Origin of the sequence: Serratia sp. S4 (assembly GCF_000347995.1) — a bacterium.
Taxonomy (GTDB): Bacteria; Pseudomonadota; Gammaproteobacteria; order Enterobacterales; family Enterobacteriaceae; genus Serratia; species Serratia quinivorans.
Map to the genome: position 1 here is coordinate 2639243 of NZ_KB661120.1, position 24482 is coordinate 2663724.

The window sequence follows — 24482 nt, forward strand, 5'->3', positions numbered from 1 at the left end:
GTCAGGTCCTGTCAAAGGTGGAAGAAGAAGCCGGAGAGTGTTGGGCACAAGCGACCAGCGCCTGGCCAAGCGCCAGCCCGCCATCACCTGCAGGCAGTTGCTGTGGCAGCAGTATCTGCAAAGGGGCCAGATGGTGCTGCAGGCGTTGACGCAGCAGGCGGTTATGCAGCACGCCGCCGCTCAACGCCACATGGCCAATGCCATACTGCAGGGCAAAATGCTTGGCCAGACTGGCAAAACCCTGCGCCAGCGCATCGTGAAAGGCCCAGGCTTGTTGCGAGGCAGGCGCTTGCCAGGCCAGCCAGAGTTGCCAGAACGCGGCAAGATCAAATTGCTCGCCTTTCAGTGACAATGTCACCGGGTGTGGGCAAGGTCCACTTTGGTGCGCCAGCGCTTCAAACCGGCTGGCCGCTTCGCCTTCCCAACTTTGTTGTGCCGGGGCACAGCCCAGGGTGGCGGCGGCAGCATCAAACAAGCGGCCACAGGAGGAGGCTAGCGGGGCATTAATACCGGCCTTAATCGCTTGCAGCAACGGTCGCCATGGGGAAGCCAACAGCCGTTCGGCCTGAGGGTAGCTTTGCCAGTCCGGTACGAAGCGCGCGAAGTGCGCCAACTGATTGCGCCAGGGTTGCTGAGCCGCAAGATCGCCACCTGGCAGCGCCACCGCGGGCAATCCCCCCAGATGACGACAGCGGCGATAATCAACCAGCAGACACTCGCCGCCCCACAGGGCGCCGCCCTGACCATAACCGAGACCATCCAGCGCCAGGCCAATCACGGCACCGCCTTCCAGTGGCCAACGGTGCTCGGCCAGGCAAGTGGCCAGATGCGCATGATGATGCAGCACCGGGGTCACCGGCAGTGACTGCCGGGCCGCCCATTGGTGGCTGACATAACCGGGATGGGCATCGCTGGCCAGCCGCTGCGGCTGGCAATGGTATAACCCGGTGAAGTGCCTGATGGCCTGTTGCCACTGTTGCTGAATATCCTCTTGCTCCAAATCGCCAAAGTGCGGGCCGAGCAGGGCCTGATTTCCCTGAACCAGGCAAAAGGTATTTTTGCGATCGCCGCCTACCGCCAGCAGGGCCTGCTGAGCAGGGAAACCGGGCGGTAGCGGCAGGGCGTCGGGAACGAACCCGCGCGCTCGGCGCAGCATTTCATGGCCTTTGGGGAGCAAACGCACCAGCGAGTCGTCTGCGCGTTGCAAGATCTCGCGATCGTGCATTAGCCACAGATCGGCAATGTCGACCAAATCAGCCAATGCCTGCTCATTGGTTAACGCCGGAGCACGGCCAGCGGCATTGCCTGAGGTCATCACCAGGGGGCGCTGTATCGCCTGCATCAATAAATGTTGAATCGGGTTGGCGGGTAACATCAGGCCGACTTCATCCAACCCCGGAGCCACGGCGGCAGACAGCGGCGAGTAAGGGGATTGGGGGACCAGCACCACAGGCGCGGCGGGTGAAGTTAACAATGCCTGTAATTGCGCCAGGCTAACGCCACTTACGCAGCGTACCAGCCAGCCGGCATCCGGCAGCATCACCGCCAGTGGTTTGCCCGGCCGCCGTTTACGCAGGCGCAGGCGTTCGACGGCCTGAGTGTTGGTGGCATCGCAAGCCAGGTGAAAACCGCCCAGGCCTTTGATCGCCACAATCTGCCCGGCAGCCAACGCAGCAACGGCCTGTTGCAGCGCTTCATCCCCCTGATGCTGCGGCTGCCCTGGCGCCAGACAGCTAAACAGCTGTGGGCCGCAATCGCTACAGGCCACCGGTTGGGCATGAAAACGTCGGTCCTGCGCAGAATGGTATTCCCAGGCGCAGTGCGGACAGAGGGTGAAGGGCGCCATGCTGGTTGCCGGACGGTCGTATGGCATGGCGCGAATAATGGTAAAGCGCGGGCCGCAATGGGTGCAGTTGATAAAGGGATAACGGTAACGCCGATCCTGCGGATCGTTCATTTCCCGCAGACACTGTGGGCAGGTCGCGGCATCCGGCACGATCTGGGTTGCCATGGCGCCACTTTGGCTGGGGCGGATACTGAAATCGGTAGGGGCTTGCAACCAGGTAAACGAACGCTGCTGAATGCGGTCGATTTGTGCCAACGGTGGCGCCTGGTGATGTAACACGTGCAGGAGTATCTCAAGATCGACAGGTTGCACCAGGCGAATTTCCACCCCGGCGCTGTCGTTCCAGACTTCACCACGCAGGTTGAGCTGTTCGGCCAGTTGCCAGACAAAAGGCCGGAAGCCGACGCCCTGTACCTTGCCGCTGATGCGCAGCAGTAATCCTGAATGGGACACTTTTATGACTCTCTGTGGTTTTTGTAGGGGCGCTGTATGCTGCGCCCGGGTGAATCGGGGCGAATTTATTCGCCCCTCTACAAAGTGACAGTGCAACTTTACATCACATCTTCTGCTGCGCGACGCAGGCGGGCCTTCATATCGCTGTAGCTCTGTTGCGCGTAGTTTTCCGCCCAGTGCTGATCGCTAATTGCCGCCAGTTTTACCGCGCAGTATTTGGTTTCCGGCGTTTTGGAGATCGGATCCAAATTCTCCTGAGTCAGCTCGTTACAGGCACCGATCCACCACTGGTAGGTCATATACACCGCGCCCAGGTTAATACGCTCGTTATAGTTGGCACGGCTGATCACCTTGCCACGGCGTGAGCTGACCCACACCAGTTGCTGATCGGCAATACCCAGCGCTTCGGCGTCCTGCGGATTGATCTGCACAAAGCCGGGTTCATCCGCCAAGGTTTGCAGCGCGGCACAGTTACCGGTCATCGAGCGGCAGGAGTAGTGGCCGACTTCACGCACGGTACAGAGCACCAGCGGATAGTCTGCATCCGGCACTTCCGCCGGAGCACGCCAGGTGGTGGCGAACAGCTGGCCTTTACCGGTCGGGGTGGTGAACTGGTTGCCCTGATACAGGTAAGGGGTGCCCTGACTTTCCAGCGTGGTACAAGGCCATTGCACATGGCCCAGCTCACCCATTTTTTCGTAGGTGGCCCCATAAAACAGCGGGCAAAGCTCACGCATTTCATCCCAGATTTGCTGGTTATCGTCGTAATGCATCGGATAGCCCATCTCGGTGGCCAGCAGGCTGATAATCTCCCAGTCGCGTTTGACGTTGTACTGCGGTTCAATGGCCTTCTCGAAACGCTGGAACCCGCGATCGGCACAGGAGAACACGCCGCCATGCTCACCCCAGGAGGTGGCAGGCAGGATCACGTCCGCCTGTTCAGCGGTTTTGGTCATAAAGATGTCTTGCACTACCACAAACTCCAGCGCTTCGAACGCGCCGCGCACCAGGCTCAGATCGGCTTCGGTCTGTAACGGATCTTCCCCCATGATGTAGTAGGCCTTCACTTTGCCTTCGTGCACCAAATGCGGGATCTCGGTGATGCGGTAACCGACTTCCGGGTCCATCCTGGCGGCGTCAATGCCCCAGGCGGCGGCGAACTTGGCGCGTACCGCGGCGTCGGTGACCGCCTGATAACCTGGGAACTCATTGGGCAGCACGCCCATATCACAGGCACCCTGAACGTTGTTCTGCCCACGCACCGGGCCAACCCCCACGTTGGGCCGGCCCAGATTACCGGTCAGCAAGGCCAGACTGGCGAGCCCTTTGACCACGTCGACCGCCTGACCGAACTGGGTGACTCCCATGCCCCACATGATGGTGGCGGAAGGGGCACTGGCGTAGGTGCGCATCGCCTGGCGAATTTGCTGGGCGCTGACGCCGGTCAGCTGTTCTACCGCTTCCGGTGCGTAATCCGCTAACTGCTGGCGGTAAACCTCGAAACCTTCGGTGTATTTCGCCACGTAGTCGCGGTCATACAGGTTTTCTTCAATCAGCGTATAGGCGAAGGCATTCACCAGCGCCATGTTACAGCCGTTTTTGATCTGCAAATGCTGGTCGGCAATGCGCGCGGTTTCGATACGGCGCGGGTCGCAGACGATAATTTGAGCGCCTTTCTCTTTGGCCTTCAGCACCCGGCGAGCCACGATAGGATGCGAATCGGCACAGTTGTAACCGATGACCAGCAGGCATTTGGAGTTTTCGATATCGCCAATCGAGTTGCTCATCGCGCCGTTGCCCAGCGTGGCCTGCAAACCCGCTACCGACGGGCCATGACAGACGCGGGCGCAGCAGTCGACGTTGTTGGTGCCGACGACCGCACGGGCAAACTTCTGCATCACGTAGTTGGTTTCATTGCCGGTACCGCGTGAAGAGCCGGTGTGCATGATGGCGCTGGCGCCGTGCTTATCCTTGATCTGCTGTAGCCGTTGCGCGGTGTAGCTAATGGCCTCATCCCAACTGACGGCCTCAAACTTGCCGCCTTTTTCACGGCGGATCAGCGGCTGGCTCAGACGTGGGGTCAGCAGTTTGGTGTCGTTGAGAAAGTCCCAGCCGTAATAGCCTTTCAGGCACAGTTCGCCCTGATTGGTCACGCCGTCAGCCGCCTCGGCGCGGATGATTTTGCCGTTGTCGACCACCAGTTTCATTTTGCAGCCTGCACCGCAGTATGGGCAGACGGTTGTGATTTTTTTCATCGGTTCAGTTCCTAAAACAGTGACGACAGGGTGTCGAGCGCGGCGCGACGGCGTTTCTCGGCGTTCATTTCTTGCAACATGTTGCGATCCACACAGTGCAACGCATTGGTCGGGCAGGTTTGCATACAGGCCGGGCCGCTATCACGACCGATACACAGGTCGCATTTATGGGCTTCGGCTTTCTCGGTGGTGGCACTCATCACGGCGCCGTTCTGGCGGACAACCGGGCGGGTGATCACTTCCATCGCGCCATAGGGACAGGCCACCACGCAGGTTTTGCAGCCGATGCAGCGCTCCTGCATCACCAGCACCATGCCGTTGGTACGGCTAATCGCCCCATTGGGGCAAACGTTGGAGCAAGGCGCGTCCTCACACTGGCGGCACAGCACGGCAGTGCTGACGTTAACGCCTTTGATCACATGCAGCCGTGGGGCGAAGCTGGCGGCGTTGAGCGCTGAAATATCCTGGTTTTCGCTGTGTGCCATCACGCAGGCAATTTCACAGGTACGGCAGCCGATGCATTTCTTGGGATCGGCGATGATAAACCGGTTCATCAATAACTCCTGAGTTACCCTTCATCCGGGTATGACTATGGATAGGTTGTGCCTTGGGTTACGCATAAAGCGTGCCAACCCTGAAAATCAAATAAAAGCAGAGGGTTAGCCTGATGCTGACGAAGTGATCGACGGCATCTCGACACAAATGACGATGCGGCGTCAGACCTTCGTCACCACCAGTGGCGGGTAACCGCCATTTATTGGCCAGTCATGTAGCCGTTGGTGCAGGGTGGTCACCGCACTGCGTACCGCGGCGCCGATCGGGTAGTAAAACGCCACCACCTCAGGCTGAATGCCGATAAAGGTGATTTCCGGCACCGTTTCGCGCAGTTGGTCGATCAGGAAATTCAGCGGCAGGTTATGGGTGGTCATGATGAACATGTCGGCAATGTCTTTTTCATCGATCACCCGGGTTTCTCCCGCAGCCAGCCCCATATCGGTGGCATCGACAATCACCAGCCGCTCAGGGCGCAGTTCGCGGATATGCCCAATGTCATTTTCCGGTGCGGCTCCGCCGTCGATCACCGTCCAGCCGGCGGGGGGATTGCCGGCACAGAGCTCTGCCAGTAGCGGGCCGGCGCCGTCATCGCCCATCATGCAGTTGCCTACACACAATAAAACGTCAGTCATCATGCCTCCGGACCATCAGGTAGATGGCGGGTTCGTTTTCAATCGACTGCAGCAGGGCGATCAACTGTTGGCTCCAGTCTTGCTGTTGGGGGTTCATTTGCGGGGCGGCAGCGCTTAACGCGGTGGCCAGCAGGTGGGTATGGCTACTGTCGATACAGATTTCACCGAAGCGATCGACCCCTTCCAGCTTGCGCCGGGCAGTGCTGGCCGCGGGCAGTTGTTCTACCCAGGCGCGGAAACCGGCCAGCGGGCAGCTGAGTTTGGCTTCCAGACAGTCGATCACCCCCAGATGGTGGCCAATCGCCAGGCTGTAATAGATCACCTCCTGGGCTTTGGGCGGGGCCTTTTTCTCTTGCACGAATTTGCGGCTCAGGGAGTAGAACACCACCTGGGCATGGGAGTGGCTCATAGTCGCAGTTCCCCCCGCAATACCCGTTGATAGATCCCCAGCAGGTTGCCGACAATCTCGCTTAAGCGCATATCGTCCTGCTGTTGCAGGTAGGCGCTAATGCGCTGTTCGACCGGCAATGGGCTGTCTGCGGCCAACAGTTGCATAAACTGGTCGGCGATCTGGCGGCCATAGCGATAACCGGCCATCCGTCGGGCTTCGCGATCCAGCAGCACCCGCAGCGGCTGAGGTAATGCCGGGTGCAACAGGCGGGTGGCCTCGCCCTGGGTTTCGTCATGCTGACGGCCTTTGATTTTCTGATCCAACAGGCCGAGTGCCATGGCAAAGCCATAAATGGTGGCGGCCGGCGTCGGGGGGCAGCCGGGGATATAGACATCAACCGGTACGATGCGATCGGTGCCGCCCCATACGCAGTAGAGATCGTGGAAAATGCCACCGCTGTTGCCGCAGGCACCGTAAGAGATGCTGATTTTCGGATCGGGCGAGGCCTGCCAGGCGCGGATCGCCGGGATACGCATGGCGCGGGTGACCGCCCCGGTAAACAGCAAAATATCGGCATGGCGTGGTGAAGGAACCACTTTGATACCGAAGCGTTCGGAGTCGAACAACGGGGAAACGGCGGCGAAAATCTCAATTTCGCAGCCATTGCACCCGCCGCAGTCCACGCGATAAACATAGGCCGAGCGGCGGATATCCTGCAGTAAGGTGGTTTTCAGCTTGGCGATACTTTCGTCGAGGGTGATCGGCACCGGCAGGCCATTTTCGTCGCGTGGGCCAATCAGTGGCGGATTCATGAGATGATCTCCCGGGTCAAATGGCGGCCAACGTCAATGCGATCGGCCTGAGTCAGGTTTTGCTGCTGTTTGCACGCCGGGCAGGTTTCAAACTGCGTACGGCGCGTGGCGGTTTCTGTACTGCTTAGCCCGAGCAGCGCCATGGCATAGTCAATTTCCTTCTGCGACGCATAGGCTTTGCCGCATTGACGGCAATGGCAGATGGCAAAGTCGGCCTGCTCGTATAAGTCTTCTTTACGCCACACTGCCAGCTCGAACTGCTGTGAAAGCCGGATGGCGGCGGTGGGGCAAACTTCTTCACAGCGGGCGCAGAAGATGCAGCGCCCGAGAAACAGCTGCCAGCGCACCGTGCCGCGGGCCAGATCGGTGGTCATACTCAACGCATTGGATGGGCAAGCGTTGGCGCAGGCCCCGCAGGCAATACATTGCTGCGGGTTGTATTCGGGCTTGCCACGAAAGTTCGGGTCGACAACCAACGGCTGGCTCGGATAGGCGACGGTGGCCGGGCCGGTTTTCAGCACTTTTTTAATCAGTTTCAGCATGATGGGCTCCGGTTAGAACGGTTTGTTTTTCCGTTCGATGCCATAACGCTCAATCTCTTTGTACGGCACTATGATGGACTGGCGCTTGCGCACGTCGACGATGGTCATGCGATCGGTACAGGAATAACAGGGATCCAGGCTGCCGATGATCAGCGGGGCGTCGGAAACCGTGTTGCCGCGCAGCATGTAACGCAGGGTTGGCCAATTGGCGTAGGTCGCGGCACGGCAGCGCCAGCGGAACAGTTTTTGGTTGTCGCCGGTCATGCTCCAGTGAATATCGTCACCGCGCGGGGCTTCGGCAAAGCCCAGGGCAAAGCGGTGTGGGATATAGGTGAACCCATCCACCGCCAGCGGCCCGCTCGGCAGGCTTTGCAGGCCGAACTCGATGATGCCGAGCGAGTTGAACACTTCATGAATGCGCACTTTAAGCCGGGAGTAGACGTCGCAGCCGTCCTCTACGCACAGTTCCACCGGCAGTTTGGCGTAACCGGCAAAGGGATGGTCGATACGGGTATCGCGGCGGTGGCCGCTGCCGCGGATCATCGGGCCGACGTTGCTGTAGTCGCGAGCCACCTGCGGATCGAGCCGGCCAACCCCGACGCTGCGCTGTTCGGTATTCGGCGTGCTGAGCAAGATATCGACCAGATCCACCAACTCACTGCGCATTTGCGCCGCCAGCCGCAGGGTTTGCAGCATGTCGTCTTTCATAATGTCGCGACGGATGCCGCCAATCAGGTTCAAACCATAGGTTTTGCGTGCACCGGTCAGGATCTCCGCCATCTTCATCGACTGTTCACGCACCCGGAAGAACTGCATAAAACCAGAGTCGAAACCGACGAAATGGCAGGCCAGCCCCAGATTCAGCAGATGGCTGTGCAGGCGTTCCACTTCCAGCAGCACTGAGCGGATCATCTGGGCGCGTTCCGGCACCTGGATGCCCATCGCGTTCTCCACCGAACTGGTGTAGGCCACGCTGTGGGTAAAACCGCAAATGCCGCACACCCGGTCCGACAGGAAGGTCACTTCGTTGTAACCCATGCGGGTTTCGGCCAGTTTCTCCATGCCACGGTGCACATAGAACAGCCGGTAGTCGGCATCAATGATGTCTTCGCCGTCGACGAACAGGCGGAAATGCCCGGGTTCATCCGAGGTGATATGCAGCGGGCCGATCGGCACCACGTTGGCTTTACTGCCGGCCAGGCTCTGGAACGGATAGGTTTCCACATCGGTGGTGGGCGCGGGCCGTTGACGATAATCCATGGCGTCTTTGCGCAACGGGTGGAGATCGTCCGGCCAGTCGTCCGGCAGCACCAACCGGCGTTCATCCGGCAAACCGATCGGGCGCAGGCCATACATGTCGCGCACTTCGCGTTCACCCCAGACGGCAGCAGGCACCCGTGGCGTAACGGAAGGGAACTCCAGCGTTTGGGCGTCAACCTCGGCCCGTACCGTGATCCAGCATTTGGTGCCTTGCTCCATCGACAGCACGTAATACAGCGCGTAATTGCCACACAGCGTGCGTTCGTCGTTACCAAACAGCACCGACAACCAGCCGCCCTGTTGGTAATACAGCCATTCCACCACTTCCGGCAGCGCGTTGAGTTTGACGGTCACCGTCAGTTGGTCGGCCGTTTGCCATTCGGCTGCCAGCATGGCAGCGGGGAATTGTTGCTGCAACGCCGCCAGATAGTGCTGGCCTTGATGTTCGTTAGTCATTATTGATTGCCTTAATCATTGTTCAGCCGACGACCAGCCAGGAAACCAGCGCCAGAAAAGCCAGCCCAAAACCGGCCCAGGTGGTACGGCCCGTCTTGAGGAAGCGCAAACGTGCCACGCTATTTTCGAGAACCGCGATCAGCACCACCGCACACAACAGCTTGAACAGCGCCAGCACCAGTCCAGTCAACAGCTGCGGGGCAGTGAGCTGTGCCGCCTGGCCCCAGGGCAGGAACACGCCGAGGAACAGTTGCAGCACCACCAGTTGCTTGAGGCTGATGCCCCATTTGATAATGCCTAGCTCGACGCCGGAATATTCCGTCAGCGGGCCTTCCTGCAGCTCTTGTTCGGCTTCTGCCATGTCGAACGGCAGCTTGCCCATTTCGATATAGGTGGCGAACGCGCAGGCCAAACCGGCCAACAGCAGTGGCAGCCAGGCGTGATGCGGCAAGCCCAGCAGGCTTTGCACCATGGCGCTGAGTTGAGTAGAACCGGCGACCAGCGCCGTCACCCACAGACCCAGCAACAGGATCGGTTCGACCAGAATGCCTAACACTGCCTCACGGCTGGCACCGATAGCGGTGAAGGGGCTGCCGGTATCCAGCCCGGCAATGGCAAACACAAAGCGCACCACGGCGAACAGATAGATCAGGGTGATCACATCACCGATGGCAGGCAGCGGTGAGGCGGTAGTCAGCATCGGCAGTGCACAGGCGATGGCCAGCAAGGTGCCGGTCAGTAAGTAAGGCATGGCGCGAAAAGCCAGACCGGAAGCCCCCGGCGCCACGCTTTGGCGCTTCAGCAGTTTGGCGATATCACGGTATTCCTGTAATACGCCGGGGCCGCGTCGGGTATGAATGCGGGCACGCAGCACCCGGCTGATGCCGGCAAACAGCGGGGCAACAGCCAGTAACAGCAGGGCCTGCAGCAAACCGAGTAACACATAGGGATAGGTCATCGTTATCTCCTCAGGCAAAAGCCACGACCAGCAGCACCGCCAACTCTACGGCGGCCAGACCGCGGCAGAAGGCAACGAATGCGTTACGGTGTAACCGGTCGCCGAAGGATCCCGGTAGCCAGCGGCGCAGTTGATACAGTGGGGCAAACATCACTCGCAACGGCTGAGCAAAGCCGGTGGCGGTGATCACCATCGCGTCCTCATGCCCATAACCACAGGCCCAGGCGCTGCCTTGTACCCGCCGAGGTTGCCGACGCGTCTGGTAACGCGCCGCGATCAACAACGGCAGTAACGGCATCGCCAGCAATAAAATGGCGATCAGCGGGGTGGAAACCAGCGTATCGGACAAGGAGAGCGTCTGTTCGGACGTCAGGCCGATCAGGCGGGCAAACAGTGGAATGATCCAGGGAGCCCCCAGACCGCAAACCAGACACAACACGGCCGGCAGCGCATGGCTTAGCGTTATCCAAACATTGGCCTGAACCGCGTTTGCTGCAGCGTCGCAGCGCGGAGCGCCCAGAAAAGCCACGCCAAACACTTTGCTGACGCACATCACCGCCAGCGCACCGGTCAGGGCTAATGCCACCGCCAGCAGCGGGCCAAACAGATGGCCAATAAAACCGGGTGCCGCGCTGAAGTGGAACAGTCCCTGGTAGATCAACCATTCACTGGCAAAACCGTTCAACGGCGGTAATGCGCCCATCGCCACCAGGCCAATCAGCAAAGAAACGGCGGTCCAGGGCATCAGCCGCGCCAAACCGCCCATTTTCTCCATGTCTTTCAGCCCGGTCTGTTGTTCAATGGCGCCGGCTGCCAGCAGCAATGCGCTTTTAAACAGGCTGTGATTCAGCAGGTGGAACAGGCCACCAATCAGGGTGAAGGCGGTCAATAACGGCTGTTGCAGCGCCGTACCGACCATTGCGCCCCCGATGCCCAGCAGGATAATGCCGATGTTCTCCAGCGTGTGGTAAGCCAGCAAGCGGCGCAGATCGTGCTCCATCAGCGCATACAGCCCGCCGAAGAAAGCCGTACCGGCAGCCAACAGCAAGACCAGCACTCCCCACCACAGCGGCGGCGTACCCAGCAGATCCAGCCCGACTTTCAGGATGCCCAGCAGGCCGACCTTCATCAGCGCGCTGGAAAACAACATGGCGGCGGAGGCAGGCGCACTGCTATGGGATTGCGGCACCCAGGCATGTAACGGCATCAGCCCGGCATAAATGCCAAACCCGGCCAGCGCCAGCAGGAATACCGCATTACGCAATGCATCCGGCAGTGGCGTAGCGCGGATCACGCTGAACTGTAGGCTGTGGCTATGGCAATAGATCAGTGCGAAGGCGACAACCAACAACAGGGTACCTGAGCGCATCAGCAAGAACTGGCTATGTCCGGCGCGCAGGCTTTTAGCGCTTGGGGCATGGACAATCAGGAAATAGCCGCAAAGCGCCGCCAACTCCAGCAGCAACAGCAAGGCCAGGGCATTATCGGCCATCACCGCAGCGCTTAAGGCCGCCAGCATCAGGTTGCTTAAGCCAGCCAATCGGCCGCGAGCACGCGGGTTCAGCCGGGATAAGCTACCGGCGTGATACAGCGCGGCAAAGACCCCGCACAGAGCCATCACCAGCAGTAACAGGGCGTTAAGGCCACTGATTTCCACCGCGTAATGCAGCCACGGCAAACGGGCACTGTGCAGTGGGGCAAACAGCATTTGCACCGCGGCCAGCAGGGTAGCGACGGCACAGATTAAGGTGACGCCGCTCAGCAAAGTGCTGACACGCGACCAGGGGGCCAGTAGCCAGCCCAACAGGGCGCAGAGTAAATACCCGACCAGGGCCGAAGTCAGCAGTAACAACGGGTCGGGCAACAGGGCATATATCATCAATTTGGCTCCTTGTGGGATCCAGGGACGGCCGCAAACGGCAACTCGGCGCTGAGCGCCTGCATCGCATTGCGCCTTTTCTGTTCGCTGGCGTTGCGCACGTCTCGGTCGGTCACCAGCCGGATCGCCTGGGTCGGACAGGTGCGGATACAGGCGGGTCCTTCGGGGCTGAAGTCACAGAGATCGCACTTCACCGCCACGGCACGGACACCGGGCACACAATCGAGGAAGGGGCTGATTGGGCGCGGTGCTTTGGGCGCAGGCAATGCCAGCGAGGTGTTGCAGTCCGCAGGGATCGCCAGTGGGGTGCTGCCGCCGAAACCAATGGCACCGAACGGGCAGGCAATGCCGCACAGCTTGCAACTGATGCACAGGCTTTCGTTCAGTACGATGGCGTCATCCTGATGGCGGATAGCGTTGACCGGACATACCTGCGCGCAGGGGGCATCTTCACACTGGTGGCACATCGCCGGCGCAGAGTCGCGAGCGTTGCGAATCACCTGCAGGCGGGGTAATGACTGCAATCCATATTGCCGATGTTCCGCAGAACAACTGGCCATACAGGTATTGCAGCCAATACACAATTTAGGGTCCGCAATAATAAAGCGGTTCATGCACACTCCTTGCTTCGTCATTTATGACGAAATCGTCAGTAAAAAATGACGCTTCGACAGTTTCCTGTCGGTGATTAACGCCTGCGATCAGACGGGTAAGGTTATTTTTTTCAGAGCGTCTTGAATGGCGTGACCATCATGCAAGGAATCAAACAGGCATTGATAAATAACGGCGATCTTATCCAGGTAATGTTCAAATACCGCCTGCATGTCGCGGTTGTTTATTACTTCGTCGATATTGCCGTTTTCATCCAGCGTGGCATGGGCGAAAGGGGCAAAGTTTTCCGGCTCGTGGGCCGTGGCCAGATTAATCCGGTAGCAAATATCCCGGCTGTAAAACCCTTCGCTCAACTGGATGCTGACCGTAAAGTGGTTAAACAGCACAAAGCGCAGATCGTTTTCCTGCCCGTAGGTAAACTGATGATTAATCTTCTTTTTGGTGGTGGTGACCGCTTTGACCAGAGTGCTGTGGTAGGTCTGCCATTGTGCCATCAGACGATTGCTTTTGTTGGCGATGTAATCGGCCTGACTGGTTACTTCACTGATTGTACTCATGGTCCTCACTCAAAATTGATAGTCGTTGTCGAAATAGCTCCGGGTCAGCGAGTTAAAGCATAAAACGTGCCAAATTCCGGTAAATTACATTATTTCCTTTTAATTCAACCATCAGAGTGAAATTAATCCGTCAATCCGTTAGGGAATAACTGATTTAATGACTGACGATGACAGTCGGTTCGACAAATATGTCATTGGCGGCTTGGCATCATATTTGCAACGTGAAGGGAATAACGCGTTTATCGCCATTAACGGAGGCCGGATGCACGAAATAACCTTATGCCAGCATGCGATGGAAATAATGCAGCAACAGGCTCGCCAAAATAATGCGCAACGCATCACCGCGGTATGGTTCGAGATTGGCGCATTTTCCTGCGTTGAAGCGGAGTCACTGCGGTTTTGTTTTGACATGGTGTGCCGCGACACGCTGGCCGAAGGCTGCGAACTGCATCTGGCGGAACAGAAAGCGCTGTGTTGGTGCCATGACTGCCAGAACGATGTCGAGCTGCTGGTACCGCAGGTGCTGGTCTGTCCGCACTGTACCGGACGAAATCTGCGGGTACAGGCCGACGATGGCTTGCAAATAAAACGCCTGGAAATTGAATAACAGAGGGGAATGAATATGTGCAGTACCTGCGGTTGTGCCCAGGGTGAATTAACCATTGAAGGGGATGTGAAGGTGCCATTCCGTCCGCAACGCAATGTGCAGGGCGATCTGCATTACGGTTTGGGGCTGGCAGGCACCCATGCACCGGGTATCAGCCAGCGCCGGATGCTGGAAATTGAAACCCGGGTGCTGGATAAGAACGATCGTCTGGCGGAGGGTAATCGCCAGTATTTCGCCGACCAACATATTCTGGCGCTGAATCTGGTTTCCAGCCCCGGCTCCGGCAAAACCACGTTGCTGACAGAAACGTTGCTGAGGCTGCGTGGTCAGCACCCGTGCGCGGTGGTGGAAGGCGATCAGCAAACCACCAATGACGCGGAACGTATCCGCGCCACCGGTGTGCCGGCGATTCAGGTCAATACCGGTAAAGGCTGCCATCTGGATGCGCAAATGGTTCACGAGGCCGCCCGGCGTCTGGAACTCAAGCCCCACAGCCTGCTGTTTATCGAGAACGTCGGTAATCTGGTTTGCCCGGCCAGCTTTGATCTCGGGGAGCGTCATAAGGTAGCGGTGCTGTCGGTTACCGAAGGGGAAGACAAGCCGCTTAAGTACCCACATATGTTTGCTGCCGCACGGGTGATGCTGCTGAACAAAATCGATCTGCTGCCGTATTTGAACTTCGACCTGGCAGCCTGTATCGACAATGCCCGCAAGGTGAACCCGACGATTGAGGTGATTACCCTTTCGGCGACCAGTGGTGAAGGCATGGATCAGTGGCTGGCCTGGCTGGAGAAACAGTTATGTGCATAGGCGTTCCAGGGCAGATTGTGGCGCTGGATGAAAAGCAGCCTCAGCATGCCTGGGCCGAAGTCTGTGGTGTGCAGCGCGAAGTGAATATTGCGCTGGTGCGGCAGGAAGGTGAACCCAGGGAAGCGATGATCGGCTGCTGGGTGCTGATCCACGTGGGCTTCGCCATGAGTCGGCTCGACAGGCAAGAGGCCGAGGAGATGCTTTCGGCACTGCAGGCGATGGGGGAAGTGGAACAGGACGTGGCGCTGTTTTTGGCGGGGGAAGGCAACCATGCATTACGTTGATGAGTTCCGCGATCCGAAGCGGGTAAAAACCCTGTTGCAGCATATTCGGCAGCGAGCCGCACAGTTGCCGTTTAGCGCTGAGCGGCCGTTGCAAATTATGGAAGTATGCGGTGGTCATACCCATGCCATTTTCCGCTTTGGCCTGGATAAGCTGCTGCCGCCACAGATTGAATTTATTCATGGGCCGGGCTGCCCGGTTTGTGTGTTGCCCATGGGGCGTATAGATGCCTGCTGTGAAATCGCCGCTCACCCGGAGGTGATTTTTTGCACCTTCGGCGACGCGTTGCGGGTACCGGGAAAACAAGGCTCTTTACTGCAGGCCCGTGAGCGCGGCGCCGATGTGCGGGTGGTTTATTCGCCGTTGGATGCTCTGATGCTGGCGCGGCAACACCCGCAGCGGCAGGTGGTGTTCTTTGCCCTGGGGTTTGAAACCACCATGCCGGTCACGGCGATCACCCTGCAGCAGGCCCGGCTGGAAGGGTTGAATAACTTCAGCGTGTTTTGCCAGCACATCAGCCTGATCCCCACCTTGCGCAGCCTGTTGCAACAGCCGGATGTCCGCATCGACGGTTTTCTGGCACCCGGCCACGTCAGTATGGTGATTGGTACCGCGCCGTATCACTTTATCAGTCGGCAATACCATAAACCGCTGGTGGTGACCGGCTTTGAACCGCTGGATATCCTGCAAGGGGTGATGATGCTGGTTGAGCAGTTTGTGGGGCAGCGGAGCCAAACCGAGAACCAATACCGCCGGGTGGTACCTGAACAGGGCAATCTGCTGGCACAGCAGGCGATGAGCGAAGTCTTTGTGTTGGGCGGTGGCAGCGAATGGCGCGGCCTTGGCACCATTGCCGATTCGGGCATTGCCTTAACCCCGGCCTATAGCACCTTTGATGCGGAACGACGTTTCCGTCCGCAACACCGGCAGGTGGCTGACGATCCTCGTGCCCGCTGTGGAGAGGTGCTGACCGGGCGTTGCAAACCGCGTGACTGCCCGCTGTTTGGTGGTGGCTGTACGCCGCAAAATGCTTTTGGCGCGTTGATGGTGTCTTCGGAAGGTGCCTGCGCCGCCTGGTACCAATATCGTCGTGAAACAGAGGAAACCCCGGCATGAATAACGTGATTACTATGGCGCACGGCAGCGGCGGCAGCGCGATGCAGCAACTGCTGGATGAGATTTTCTTGCCGGCCTTTGCCAATCCGCTGCTGGATCAACGTGAAGACCAGGCCCGGTTGGATTTGGCCGAGTTAACCCAACAGGGCGATCGGCTGGCGTTTACTACCGACAGCTACGTGATTGATCCGATTTTCTTCCCGGGCGGTGATATTGGCAAACTGGCGGTCTGCGGGACGGCTAACGATCTGGCGGTCAGCGGCGCGTTTCCGCGTTATCTTTCCTGCGGGTTTATCCTCGAAGAAGGTTTGCCGCTGGTTGATTTACAACGGCTGGTGGCTTCGATGGCGGCCACTGCGCTGCAGGCCGGTATCCGCATTGTGACCGGGGATACCAAGGTGGTGCAGCGCGGTGCGGCCGACAAAGTGTTTATCAACACCGCCGGTATTGGGGTGATCCCGCCGGGCCTGGATTGGGCAGCGCAAAATGTTCGCGTCGGCGATGCTGTTATTGTCAGCGGCACCCTCGGCGATCACGGGGCGACGATCCTCAACCTGCGGGAAAAGCTGGGCATGTCGCTGGATGTGATCAGCGATTGCGCGGTGTTGGCTCCGTTAATCACGCCATTACGTGGCATTAACGGCGTGCGAGCCATGCGCGATGCTACCCGTGGTGGAGTTAATGCCATTTTGCATGAGTTTACTCGTGCGGCGGGCGTGGGGATTGAAGTTGAAGAGAACCTGTTACCGATAGCACCGGCAGTGCGAGGGATTTGCGAGTTGCTGGGGCTGGATGCCATCAACTTTGCCAACGAGGGCAAACTGCTGGTGGTAGCCGCGCCGGAAGCCGAACAGGCGGTACTGGCAGCGTTACAGGCGCATCCGCTGGGCAAGGCCGCGGCATTGATTGGCCGGGTGACTGCCGGACGACAAGTGAGGCTGCAGGGCGCTTATGGCATCAGCCGCCTGCTGGATTTGCCGCATGCCGAACCTTTGCCGCGCATTTGTTGATCCTGTCGGGGGAGAACCTTGTCGCCCAGCGTTACACTTTGTGACGTGACTCACTAAAATCATCATCGCGACTCAGGCAAGTGATAAACAATGTCGAATGCTCAATTAGAAAAACAAGAATTACTGGAAACGACCCGCACGCTGCTCAGTCAGCACAGCTTCGCCGATTTGTTACGGCAACTGCGCCAGGTGCTGCAACGTCAGCAACTGGCAGACCATGTGACGCTGGTGCTGTTTGATATGCACAGTGAGCGGGTCAGCTTTCATGGGCTGGATGCGCAGCGGCAGCCGGTCATCTATCAGGATGAGACTTTGCTGGCCAATGGGCCGGTGAGCCGGCTGCGACAAAGCCCGTTGCCGCAGCGCTGGCAGAGTGAGGATCTGCATGCACGTTACCCGCAAATCAACGCCCTGGCGCTGTATCTGCCGTTTAACCAATATTGCCTGATGCCGCTGCACGCAGGCGGTAGCCTGATCGGCGGTTGTGAACTGTTACGCAGTAGCCCGCAACCCTTCAGTGATGCCAGTCTGGTGCAGTTGCAGACCCTGATGGAATTGGTTGCGCTGGCGGTGGAACAGATCAGGTTGCGTGAGCAGGCGGAAAACCGCCAACGTCAGTTATGCCATGAGCGTGACGATTACCGCGTTTTGGTCGACGTCACCAACGCAGTGTTATCGAAACTCGATCTGGATGACTTGATTGGTGAAATATCTACCGAGATCCACCGTTTTTTCAAGATCGATGCCATCAGCATGGTGCTATGCGTCGATAAAACCGATCGGGTGACCATCTATTCCACCCACTATTTGCAAGACGACGTGGTTGAACGTCAGCAGTACAGCGTGGCACTGGCCGGTACCTTATCCGAACAGGTGATGCAGAGCGGGGAAATGCTGCTGCTCAATCTGAAGCATTCCGATCGTCTGGCAGCTTATGAACGCCAACTGTTCGATCTCTGGCAGGATCAAATCCAAACGCTGTGCCTCTTGCCGCTGGTGTTTGGCAACAAGACCCTGGGCGTATTGAAGCTGGCGCAATGCCAGCCGGACAACTTCAACGCCGCCAATCTGCGGGTGTTGCAACAGATCGCCGAGCGTATCGCCATTGCGGTGGACAACGCGTTGGCCTACCAGGAAATCAGCCGCCTCAAAGAGAGCCTGGTGCATGAAAACCTCTATCTGACCGAGCAAATCAACGGCAACAACCCGGACTTTGGTGAGATTGTCGGGCGCAGCGTGGTGATGTCTGCGGTGCTTAAACAGGTTGAAATGGTGGCGAAAAGCGACTGTTCGGTGCTGATCCTCGGCGAAACCGGCACCGGTAAAGAGTTGATTGCCCGCGCTATCCACAACCTGAGCGAGCGACGTGACCAGCGCATGGTGAAAATGAACTGTGCGGTGATGCCGACCGGGCTGTTGGAAAGCGATCTGTTTGGTCATGAAAAAGGCTCTTTCACCGGCGCAACCAACCAGCGGATGGGGCGCTTTGAGCTGGCGGATAAAGGAACGCTGTTTCTGGATGAAGTGGGTGAAATCCCGGTGGAACTGCAGCCTAAACTGCTACGAGTGCTGCAGGAAAGGGAGTTTGAACGGGTAGGCGGCAACAAGGTGATTTCGGTGGATGTGCGCCTGATTGCCGCCACCAACCGTGACCTGCAGCAAATGGTGGCCGACCGGGAGTTTCGCAGTGACCTTTTTTACCGGCTGAACGTGTTCCCGATCGTCATCCCGCCATTGCGTGAACGGCCGGAAGACATCCCGCAATTGGTGAAGTTTCTCACCTACAAAATCGCGCGTCGGATGAAGCGCACCATCGACAGCATTCCGGCAGAGACGCTGCGCCTGCTGAGTCAAATGCCCTGGCCGGGCAATGTGCGCGAGCTGGAGAATGTCATCGAACGGGCAGTATTGCTGACGCGTGGCACGGTACTTAACCTGGAATTGCCGGAGCTGCGCTATCCGGTGCCATCGATGGCCTTACCCTTGCCCTCGGCGGAGCCTGTCCAGGCGGGTGAGGACGATCGCGAGCGGATTATCCGCGTATTGAAAGAAACCAACGGTGTGGTTGCCGGCCCACGTGGCGCCGCGCAGCGCCTGGGTATCAAGCGCACTACGCTGCTTTCACGCATGAAAAAGTGGGGGATTGCGGTCAGGTAATTGGCATCAGCGAATTAAAAGGCCCGAGTCCGGTGGCGTATCCGGCTCGGGCCTGGCGGGTCACTTAATTTGAATTAAGTTATCGCGTTATCGATCTCCAGCGGCTTTTGCTTGCTCAACAGATGCAGCAGTAAAGACACCCGTCGCTCTGTCCGTTCCGGCGTGTCCGGCGGCAAGTTATAACGCAGGGTATAGCGCTCGTTTTTTTCATTGTAGAAATCGATGGTAAGCACCGGTACTGAAGCCCCCACGACTTTACGATAATTTAATGAGATAGATGACAGCTCTCGCTTTATGGAAACGTCCATCTTCATTCGCTCACAACAAGAGTACGACGCGTTGACAGCGCAATACGCCCGATAGCAAAACTCAAGCCGGCACCTAACAGCAGCATCAGCAAGGAGCCCCAGGCGGCACGGGATACCTGTTTGGCCGCAACGTCAGCCGCTTCACGCGCTTTCTGTTCGGCCTGAGCCTTAAGTTGTTCGACTTTTTGCACCGCCTGCTGATAAGCCTGGGCGTAATTGTCGACAATTTGGCTCGCCTCTGCGTGGCTCTTGCCGGTACGTGCGGCGACGATGTTCACCAACGCGTCTTTATCCGCCGCGTTCAGGGTAGGTTCACCGGATTGCTTAACGCGCTCGAACCATTGCTTAAGCTCCGCTGCCGCCTGTGCCGGGTCGCTAACCGCATCGGTCGCCGACTGTTTGCCATCCGCACCGGCCTGCTCGGTTTTTTGTTGCAGTTTGGACGGGTCTAATTCAGCCTTGCCGGTTTGCTTGAGCGTGGTAGCCAACTGATTTTGCAGGTCATCCCAATCCAGGCTGATGCCTTTTTTATCAAGTTGCTGTTTTACGCTGTCACCAATGCCCGGCGCTGCCGCCGCCACACCGTTACCCGCCAGAGATAACCCCTTGCCAACCGCACTGCCGGCCAGACCGACCACGCCGCTCGCCAATGAAATAATCAGCCAGGTGGTCAGCAAGGTTGTGACCGCCCAGCTCAACAGGCCATGCAAGCCACCGCGGTTGGGGGCCGTTCGGCCGGCGACAAAAGCACCCGCGGCCAGGGAGAGCAAGGTGGTGACGAACAGCCAGATGCCGGTCCCCACGCCGAAGCCACTCAGGGGATTGCCTGCGTGCAACGGATCCACGGCCGATGCGCCGACAGCAGTACCCAGTACACTCAATATCAGATAGGTCACCAGCGCCATGGCACTCCCGGCCAATATTGAGCCCCATGAAACGTTAAACGCCAGGCGATTGGATTCATAGACAGTGGTCATTGTTATTCCTTATATTTACTGGACAAGTGGTTGTACGCGCAGCACTCCGCTGCACCGACAGAATCAGTCTGCCGCTGTGCACCACTGAACGTCCCGGTTCATTTGCACCCATGGAGCTAGTGCATTCACACCCCGCGAATGAACTACTTAAGCACTATGCTGGTGGGGAAGTCGTGTCATTGTCAGGCGCTCCGATCGCCGCCCGGTGGCCTGAGATCTTTTGTCTTATGGAGAAATAATGAGCCAGTCCGTTCTTGCCAGCGAAACCAACCGTAGCCAACTACAACAGATCATCTCGGGACTGACCGAAGGGGTGATCCTGACTGAAGTCGACCGGACCATTCTGTGGGCCAATGAGGCCGCACTGAGCATGCATGGGTTGACCAGGCTGAGTGAGTTGGGGGCCAATGCCCAGGAGTATGAAGAGCGTTTTGCCTTGCGTTATCGCAACAATCATCCTTTGAGCTCAGAGCAATATCCGCTTAACCGGGTGGCTGCTGGCGAGGAGTTCAACGACGTGCTGGTCGAGGTACGGCCCGTTGGCGAGCCGGATTTTCTCTGGGTTCACCGTTTACGCAGCCTGACGATCACTGACGCCAAAGGGCAGCCCGAGCTGCTGGTATTGATCCTGAGTGACGCCACCGAGTGGGCCAGCGCCGAAGAGCGCTTTGAAAAAACCTTTAATGCCAATCCGGCGCCTGCGGTGATCTGTAGCCTGAGCGACCTGCGTTACATCAAGGTTAACCAGGGGTTCCTCGATATGACCGGCTATAGCCGCGATCAGGTGATGGGTAACTCGGTCTACGCGCTGGATGTGCTGGAGCAAGCGGAACATAAGGATCTGGCGGTGCAGCGCTTGAGCGAAGGGGCAACCATTCCACAGATGCAGGCCGAGTTAAAACTGCCGGCCGGAGGAACCAAACTGGTGATCGTCGCCGGTCAGCCGCTGGATATTAATGAAGTCGATTGCATGCTGTTCACCTTCACTGACCTTGAGCCCCGCCGTAAGGCCGAGTCGGCGCTGCGCGAGAGTGAAGAGCGGTTCGCCAAGTCCTTTCGTTTGAGCCCGGTTCCCACGCTGGTGTGCACGGCGGACAAGCAGCAGGTGCTGGATATTAACGAAGCCTTTATAAAGACCACCGGATACCTCGCTGAGGAGCTGATTGGCAAGAGGGTCGAGGATATCAATGTCATCGACGGGCAGGGTGAATGTCGGCGCTTGTTTAGCTTACTGGGAAAAACCGGCAACGTAGAAAGCCAGGACCTTAAACTCCGCAAGAAGGGCAACGAAGTGCTCGACTGTGTGGTATCTGCTGATGCCGTGAGTATTCATGACGTCCCCTGTTACCTGTTGGTCATGATGGACATTACCGAGCGCAAACGTTCGGAACTGGAGTTGGTTTCCGCCATCGAGGAAGTGATGCAGGACGCTTCCTGGTTCAGTCAGACGCTGCTCGAGAAACTGGCCAATGTGAAAAGTATCAATAAGCCCAATCTGTCCGGATTTTCCTTCACCGATCTTACCGCCCGAGAGCGCGATGTGTTGGGGTTAATCTGCGAGGGCCTTCCAGACAAGAAAATCGCCACGCGACTCAATCTTGCCCCCAATACCGTGCGCAATCATGTGGCGATGGTTTACTCCAAACTCGACGTACACAGCCGCAGCGAAGCCATTGTCTGGGCCAGAGAGCGGGGGTTGTTTGCCGGTGAGCGGCAGTCTAAAAAGGGATGACAGGGTACGAATGTACTGGATATCGCCCGTATTTTGCGGGCATTTCTGCTATTCCCGCCAATCAATTTGTTACTCAATGTCAATGGCATCCGCAGGGATATAGCTTGGCTATGCGGCGTCTTCGACGCTAAGATAAATACCCTTGATTACTCACCCATTAAGGGAGATTTTCGTGAGCCAAGAATCATCTTCACCACTGTCGTTGGCGCAACGCGCGCTGGAGACCGAACCCCAATACATTGATGCACCCATGACGGCCGCAGCCGCCTTTCTTATCCTCAAGATCAACGACGATAGTGCATCTCTCGCCACCGCCCGAGCCGTGATCTCCAGTACCGAAGATCTAATTAAAAATGTCCAGATACGATCCATCGATGTCAGCTTCACCTGCAACGTCGGTATTTCACATCGCGTCTGGGAGAGCCTTAGCGGAAAACCCGCGCCCAAAGAGCTGACGCCGTTTAAGGAAATAAAAGGCGCCAAGCATACGGCCGTGGCCACCTCCGGCGATTTGCTGTACCACGTGCGCGCAGGTGCGACAGATTTAATCATTGAGTTCGAGAAAATCCTGCTGGAAGCCTTTGGCGATTCGATCACTGTTGTCGATGAAGTTGCGGGATTCCGTTATTTCGACGGGCGCGACCTGCTGGAGTTTGTCGATGGTACCGCGAACCCGGTGGGTCTGGCTTTGCCACAGGCGACAATCGTAGGTGATGAGGATCCTGACTATGCGGGTGGCAGCTATGTGGTGATACAAAAATACTTGCACAATATGGCCGCCTGGCGTGCACAGAAGGTGGAAACTCAGGAAGCCATTATCGGGCGCACCAAGTTTGATAACGTCGAGTTACCGGATGCGACAGAGGGACAAAAATCACATAAGACTCTGTGTACTATTGAGGACGAGCAGGGTGAACACGACATTTTGCGAGATAATATGCCCTTTGCCTCACCGGGGCGTGGTGAATACGGCACCTATTTTATCGGCTATTCACGCCATCTCTGGGTGATTGAGAAGATGCTTGAGCGTATGTTCATTGGCAATCCAGCCCCTCTGCACGACCGGATCCTTGATTTCTCCACGGCCGTAGCCGGCGTTAACTTCTTTGTTCCTGCAAGGAAGTTCTTAAGCGATCTGGCTGATTGAGTTCGCAAAAGTGAGTTTTTGCGTATGAGGCATACGTCCTATATATTTATTAACAGGCCCATAGGCCGTTAGGGAATTGTGATACTTGATCCAACTAATCACCGATTACTAGGAAGCTATCATGCATAAAAGAACACTGGCGACACTGCACTACGAGAAAATGCCTTACGACGGAGTGTATTACCACATCTTGAAACGTGAGGCGCAGGGGCACACGGCGCTGTTGAAACTTGATGCTGGCAGTCATCAGTCAGCCAGAATGCATCCGGGCTGGGTCAAACTGATGGTCCTGTCGGGTGAGCTGAAAATTGGCGATCAGACTCTACAGGCTCATGAGATGTTGATGATCCCGGCTAAAACCGCCTACACGGTGGATGCCATCACTGAAGTATTCTGCCTGGCCATCTCTGAACTGGACGGAGTGGAACTGGCCCGCTAGGGCACTCAACAGATAAGTCAGGTTGGCGTCCATATTGGCTTATCTGGTGGAATTCCCCGTTACTGAGCGGGGAGTTCTGATTTAAAATCCCTTCTGCTTTTTTCGTGACACCGTAACAATTTAGTCGTTACATTACCCTCAATTTGGTGCATTCCGTGATGGCATGGAGGTAGCTCGGCTGACACCGAAAACTGTAAGCTGACATAGCGCATTTTGACGAAATCTGCAGGGTGATTAGTGCCAATTGTTTTCAGATTTCGCGTAGCGCGATCAAAAAAGGAGGGCGTTTTGACCGATTCGACACAGCTATTAGCATTAATCCAATCACTGGAAGTTAAGCTGCATCTGCCGGCAACAAGGAACAACGTCGCGGTGGTCAGCGAGTTGCTGCATGACGACTTTGAAGAGATTGGGCGTTCAGGTCATAACTATGATAAACAGCAAACCCTGGCGGCACTTCAAATCGAAAGTGGTCAGACACCGATTTTTTCCGAAGGCTTTAAGCTGGCCATCATTACCGAAGGTGCGGTGTTGCTGACGTACCGTAGTTTTCAACAGGGTGACGATGGTGACGTTACTCGATGTACATTGCGATCGTCGATCTGGTTGTTATCTGCAAATGACAATGGCGGTCAATGGCAGATGCGTTTTCATCAGGGCACGCCGACCAATTGTTGACACAGGTGATG

The 24482-nt window shown here is 57.4% G+C and carries 24 protein-coding genes; 10 read left to right on the top strand and 14 right to left on the bottom strand.

What is annotated here, in order from left to right; translation table 11 throughout:
• Position 1 precedes the first annotated feature (1 nt).
• The 12 genes from hypF to hycA all read right to left on the bottom strand — a co-directional run bounded on the left by hypF (position 2) and on the right by hycA (position 13208).
• Positions 2 to 2299 carry a carbamoyltransferase HypF gene (gene hypF / locus SERS4_RS0113130; RefSeq protein ID WP_017892845.1) on the bottom strand — a complete coding sequence of 766 codons (2298 nt, stop codon included), beginning with the start codon at positions 2297 to 2299 and terminating at the stop codon, positions 2 to 4.
• A gap of 98 nt (positions 2300 to 2397) precedes the next feature.
• Entirely contained in the window at positions 2398 to 4554 is a 2157-nt protein-coding gene (gene fdhF / locus SERS4_RS0113135; protein ID WP_017892846.1) for a formate dehydrogenase subunit alpha, read from the bottom strand.
• A gap of 11 nt (positions 4555 to 4565) precedes the next feature.
• The gene (gene hydN / locus SERS4_RS0113140) at positions 4566 to 5108 is read right to left on the bottom strand and encodes an electron transport protein HydN (RefSeq protein WP_012145153.1); all 543 of its coding nucleotides are present in this window, start codon (positions 5106 to 5108) and stop codon (positions 4566 to 4568) included.
• Between the two features lie 162 nt (positions 5109 to 5270).
• Entirely contained in the window at positions 5271 to 5741 is a 471-nt protein-coding gene (hycI, locus tag SERS4_RS0113145) for a hydrogenase maturation peptidase HycI (protein WP_017892847.1), read from the bottom strand.
• Positions 5734 to 6150: a formate hydrogenlyase maturation HycH family protein gene (locus SERS4_RS0113150; RefSeq protein WP_012145155.1), complete on the bottom strand. Its 417-nt coding sequence runs from the start codon at positions 6148 to 6150 to the stop codon at positions 5734 to 5736. The genes hycI and SERS4_RS0113150 overlap by 8 nt, the downstream gene beginning before the upstream one ends.
• Positions 6147 to 6944 (bottom strand): NADH-quinone oxidoreductase subunit B family protein, encoded by a 798-nt coding sequence (locus SERS4_RS0113155; protein ID WP_017892848.1) that lies wholly within the window; start codon positions 6942 to 6944, stop codon positions 6147 to 6149. Before SERS4_RS0113155 ends, SERS4_RS0113150 begins: the two co-directional genes overlap by 4 nt.
• A complete protein-coding gene (locus SERS4_RS0113160) occupies positions 6941 to 7486 on the bottom strand; it encodes a formate hydrogenlyase complex iron-sulfur subunit (protein WP_017892849.1) in 546 nt (181 codons plus the stop codon). The genes SERS4_RS0113155 and SERS4_RS0113160 overlap by 4 nt, the downstream gene beginning before the upstream one ends.
• Before the next feature lie 12 nt (positions 7487 to 7498).
• Complete coding sequence (locus SERS4_RS0113165) at positions 7499 to 9202, bottom strand: NADH-quinone oxidoreductase subunit C (RefSeq protein WP_017892850.1); 1704 nt, start codon at positions 9200 to 9202, stop codon at positions 7499 to 7501.
• Positions 9203 to 9224: 22 nt separating this feature from the next.
• Positions 9225 to 10160, bottom strand: coding sequence for a respiratory chain complex I subunit 1 family protein (locus SERS4_RS0113170; RefSeq protein ID WP_012145159.1), 936 nt, complete (start codon positions 10158 to 10160; stop codon positions 9225 to 9227).
• A 10-nt stretch (positions 10161 to 10170) separates the two neighbouring features.
• Positions 10171 to 12039, bottom strand: coding sequence for a proton-conducting transporter membrane subunit (locus tag SERS4_RS0113175; protein ID WP_017892851.1), 1869 nt, complete (start codon positions 12037 to 12039; stop codon positions 10171 to 10173).
• Positions 12039 to 12653 (bottom strand): 4Fe-4S dicluster domain-containing protein, encoded by a 615-nt coding sequence (locus SERS4_RS0113180; protein WP_012145161.1) that lies wholly within the window; start codon positions 12651 to 12653, stop codon positions 12039 to 12041. Before SERS4_RS0113180 ends, SERS4_RS0113175 begins: the two co-directional genes overlap by 1 nt.
• An 87-nt stretch (positions 12654 to 12740) precedes the next feature.
• The gene (gene hycA, locus SERS4_RS0113185) at positions 12741 to 13208 is read right to left on the bottom strand and encodes a formate hydrogenlyase regulator HycA (protein ID WP_012145162.1); all 468 of its coding nucleotides are present in this window, start codon (positions 13206 to 13208) and stop codon (positions 12741 to 12743) included.
• Positions 13209 to 13470: 262 nt separating this feature from the next.
• Here hycA and hypA point away from each other — a divergent pair, with 262 nt between their 5' ends.
• The 6 genes from hypA (at position 13471) to flhA (ending at position 19190) form a co-directional block, all read left to right on the top strand.
• A complete protein-coding gene (gene hypA / locus SERS4_RS0113190; RefSeq protein ID WP_026142373.1) occupies positions 13471 to 13815 on the top strand; it encodes a hydrogenase maturation nickel metallochaperone HypA in 345 nt (114 codons plus the stop codon).
• Positions 13816 to 13830: 15 nt separating this feature from the next.
• Positions 13831 to 14625, top strand: coding sequence for a hydrogenase nickel incorporation protein HypB (hypB, locus tag SERS4_RS0113195; protein ID WP_017892853.1), 795 nt, complete (start codon positions 13831 to 13833; stop codon positions 14623 to 14625).
• Positions 14616 to 14909 carry a HypC/HybG/HupF family hydrogenase formation chaperone gene (locus SERS4_RS0113200; RefSeq protein ID WP_012145165.1) on the top strand — a complete coding sequence of 98 codons (294 nt, stop codon included), beginning with the start codon at positions 14616 to 14618 and terminating at the stop codon, positions 14907 to 14909. The genes hypB and SERS4_RS0113200 overlap by 10 nt, the downstream gene beginning before the upstream one ends.
• The gene (gene hypD, locus SERS4_RS0113205) at positions 14896 to 16023 is read left to right on the top strand and encodes a hydrogenase formation protein HypD (RefSeq protein WP_017892854.1); all 1128 of its coding nucleotides are present in this window, start codon (positions 14896 to 14898) and stop codon (positions 16021 to 16023) included. The genes SERS4_RS0113200 and hypD overlap by 14 nt, the downstream gene beginning before the upstream one ends.
• Positions 16020 to 17033: a hydrogenase expression/formation protein HypE gene (hypE, locus tag SERS4_RS0113210; RefSeq protein WP_017892855.1), complete on the top strand. Its 1014-nt coding sequence runs from the start codon at positions 16020 to 16022 to the stop codon at positions 17031 to 17033. Before hypD ends, hypE begins: the two co-directional genes overlap by 4 nt.
• Positions 17034 to 17123: 90 nt before the next feature.
• Positions 17124 to 19190, top strand: a complete 2067-nt coding sequence (gene flhA / locus SERS4_RS0113215; protein ID WP_017892856.1) for a formate hydrogenlyase transcriptional activator FlhA — start codon at positions 17124 to 17126, stop codon at positions 19188 to 19190.
• Between the two features lie 74 nt (positions 19191 to 19264).
• On the opposite strand, the gene SERS4_RS0113220 is transcribed toward flhA, so the two are convergent.
• Positions 19265 to 19498 (bottom strand): hypothetical protein, encoded by a 234-nt coding sequence (locus SERS4_RS0113220; protein WP_017892857.1) that lies wholly within the window; start codon positions 19496 to 19498, stop codon positions 19265 to 19267.
• 2 nt (positions 19499 to 19500) lie between these two features.
• Positions 19501 to 20475 (bottom strand): hypothetical protein, encoded by a 975-nt coding sequence (locus SERS4_RS0113225; protein ID WP_017892858.1) that lies wholly within the window; start codon positions 20473 to 20475, stop codon positions 19501 to 19503.
• A 238-nt stretch (positions 20476 to 20713) separates the two neighbouring features.
• Between SERS4_RS0113225 and SERS4_RS0113230 the strand changes: the two genes are divergently transcribed.
• The 4 genes from SERS4_RS0113230 (at position 20714) to SERS4_RS0113245 (ending at position 24471) form a co-directional block, all read left to right on the top strand.
• Entirely contained in the window at positions 20714 to 22207 is a 1494-nt protein-coding gene (locus tag SERS4_RS0113230; protein ID WP_017892859.1) for a PAS domain S-box protein, read from the top strand.
• Positions 22208 to 22379: 172 nt separating this feature from the next.
• Positions 22380 to 23354 (top strand): Dyp-type peroxidase, encoded by a 975-nt coding sequence (locus SERS4_RS0113235; RefSeq protein WP_017892860.1) that lies wholly within the window; start codon positions 22380 to 22382, stop codon positions 23352 to 23354.
• A gap of 121 nt (positions 23355 to 23475) precedes the next feature.
• Positions 23476 to 23793: a cupin domain-containing protein gene (locus tag SERS4_RS0113240; RefSeq protein ID WP_012145173.1), complete on the top strand. Its 318-nt coding sequence runs from the start codon at positions 23476 to 23478 to the stop codon at positions 23791 to 23793.
• Positions 23794 to 24081: 288 nt separating this feature from the next.
• A complete protein-coding gene (locus SERS4_RS0113245; RefSeq protein ID WP_017892861.1) occupies positions 24082 to 24471 on the top strand; it encodes a DUF4440 domain-containing protein in 390 nt (129 codons plus the stop codon).
• The last annotated feature ends 11 nt before the right edge of the window (positions 24472 to 24482 follow it).

Excerpts from the sequence above, each read along its gene's own strand:
- SERS4_RS0113200 (WP_012145165.1), top strand. The coding sequence starts at position 14,616 with ATGTGCATAGGCGTTCCAGGGCAGATTGTGGCGCTGGATGAAAAGCAG.
- SERS4_RS0113230 (WP_017892859.1), top strand. The coding sequence starts at position 20,714 with ATGAGCCAGTCCGTTCTTGCCAGCGAAACCAACCGTAGCCAACTACAA.
- SERS4_RS0113180 (WP_012145161.1), bottom strand. The coding sequence starts at position 12,653 with ATGAACCGCTTTATTATTGCGGACCCTAAATTGTGTATTGGCTGCAAT.
- fdhF (WP_017892846.1), bottom strand. The coding sequence starts at position 4,554 with ATGAAAAAAATCACAACCGTCTGCCCATACTGCGGTGCAGGCTGCAAA.
- SERS4_RS0113160 (WP_017892849.1), bottom strand. The coding sequence starts at position 7,486 with ATGCTGAAACTGATTAAAAAAGTGCTGAAAACCGGCCCGGCCACCGTC.
- SERS4_RS0113225 (WP_017892858.1), bottom strand. The coding sequence starts at position 20,475 with ATGACCACTGTCTATGAATCCAATCGCCTGGCGTTTAACGTTTCATGG.
- hypD (WP_017892854.1), top strand. The coding sequence starts at position 14,896 with ATGCATTACGTTGATGAGTTCCGCGATCCGAAGCGGGTAAAAACCCTG.
- SERS4_RS0113175 (WP_017892851.1), bottom strand. The coding sequence starts at position 12,039 with ATGATATATGCCCTGTTGCCCGACCCGTTGTTACTGCTGACTTCGGCC.
- hypA (WP_026142373.1), top strand. The coding sequence starts at position 13,471 with ATGCACGAAATAACCTTATGCCAGCATGCGATGGAAATAATGCAGCAA.
- flhA (WP_017892856.1), top strand. The coding sequence starts at position 17,124 with ATGTCGAATGCTCAATTAGAAAAACAAGAATTACTGGAAACGACCCGC.
- SERS4_RS0113155 (WP_017892848.1), bottom strand. The coding sequence starts at position 6,944 with ATGAATCCGCCACTGATTGGCCCACGCGACGAAAATGGCCTGCCGGTG.
- hydN (WP_012145153.1), bottom strand. The coding sequence starts at position 5,108 with ATGAACCGGTTTATCATCGCCGATCCCAAGAAATGCATCGGCTGCCGT.
- hypB (WP_017892853.1), top strand. The coding sequence starts at position 13,831 with ATGTGCAGTACCTGCGGTTGTGCCCAGGGTGAATTAACCATTGAAGGG.
- SERS4_RS0113150 (WP_012145155.1), bottom strand. The coding sequence starts at position 6,150 with ATGAGCCACTCCCATGCCCAGGTGGTGTTCTACTCCCTGAGCCGCAAA.
- SERS4_RS0113220 (WP_017892857.1), bottom strand. The coding sequence starts at position 19,498 with ATGGACGTTTCCATAAAGCGAGAGCTGTCATCTATCTCATTAAATTAT.
- SERS4_RS0113165 (WP_017892850.1), bottom strand. The coding sequence starts at position 9,202 with ATGACTAACGAACATCAAGGCCAGCACTATCTGGCGGCGTTGCAGCAA.
- hycI (WP_017892847.1), bottom strand. The coding sequence starts at position 5,741 with ATGACTGACGTTTTATTGTGTGTAGGCAACTGCATGATGGGCGATGAC.
- hypE (WP_017892855.1), top strand. The coding sequence starts at position 16,020 with ATGAATAACGTGATTACTATGGCGCACGGCAGCGGCGGCAGCGCGATG.
- SERS4_RS0113240 (WP_012145173.1), top strand. The coding sequence starts at position 23,476 with ATGCATAAAAGAACACTGGCGACACTGCACTACGAGAAAATGCCTTAC.
- hycA (WP_012145162.1), bottom strand. The coding sequence starts at position 13,208 with ATGAGTACAATCAGTGAAGTAACCAGTCAGGCCGATTACATCGCCAAC.
- SERS4_RS0113170 (WP_012145159.1), bottom strand. The coding sequence starts at position 10,160 with ATGACCTATCCCTATGTGTTACTCGGTTTGCTGCAGGCCCTGCTGTTA.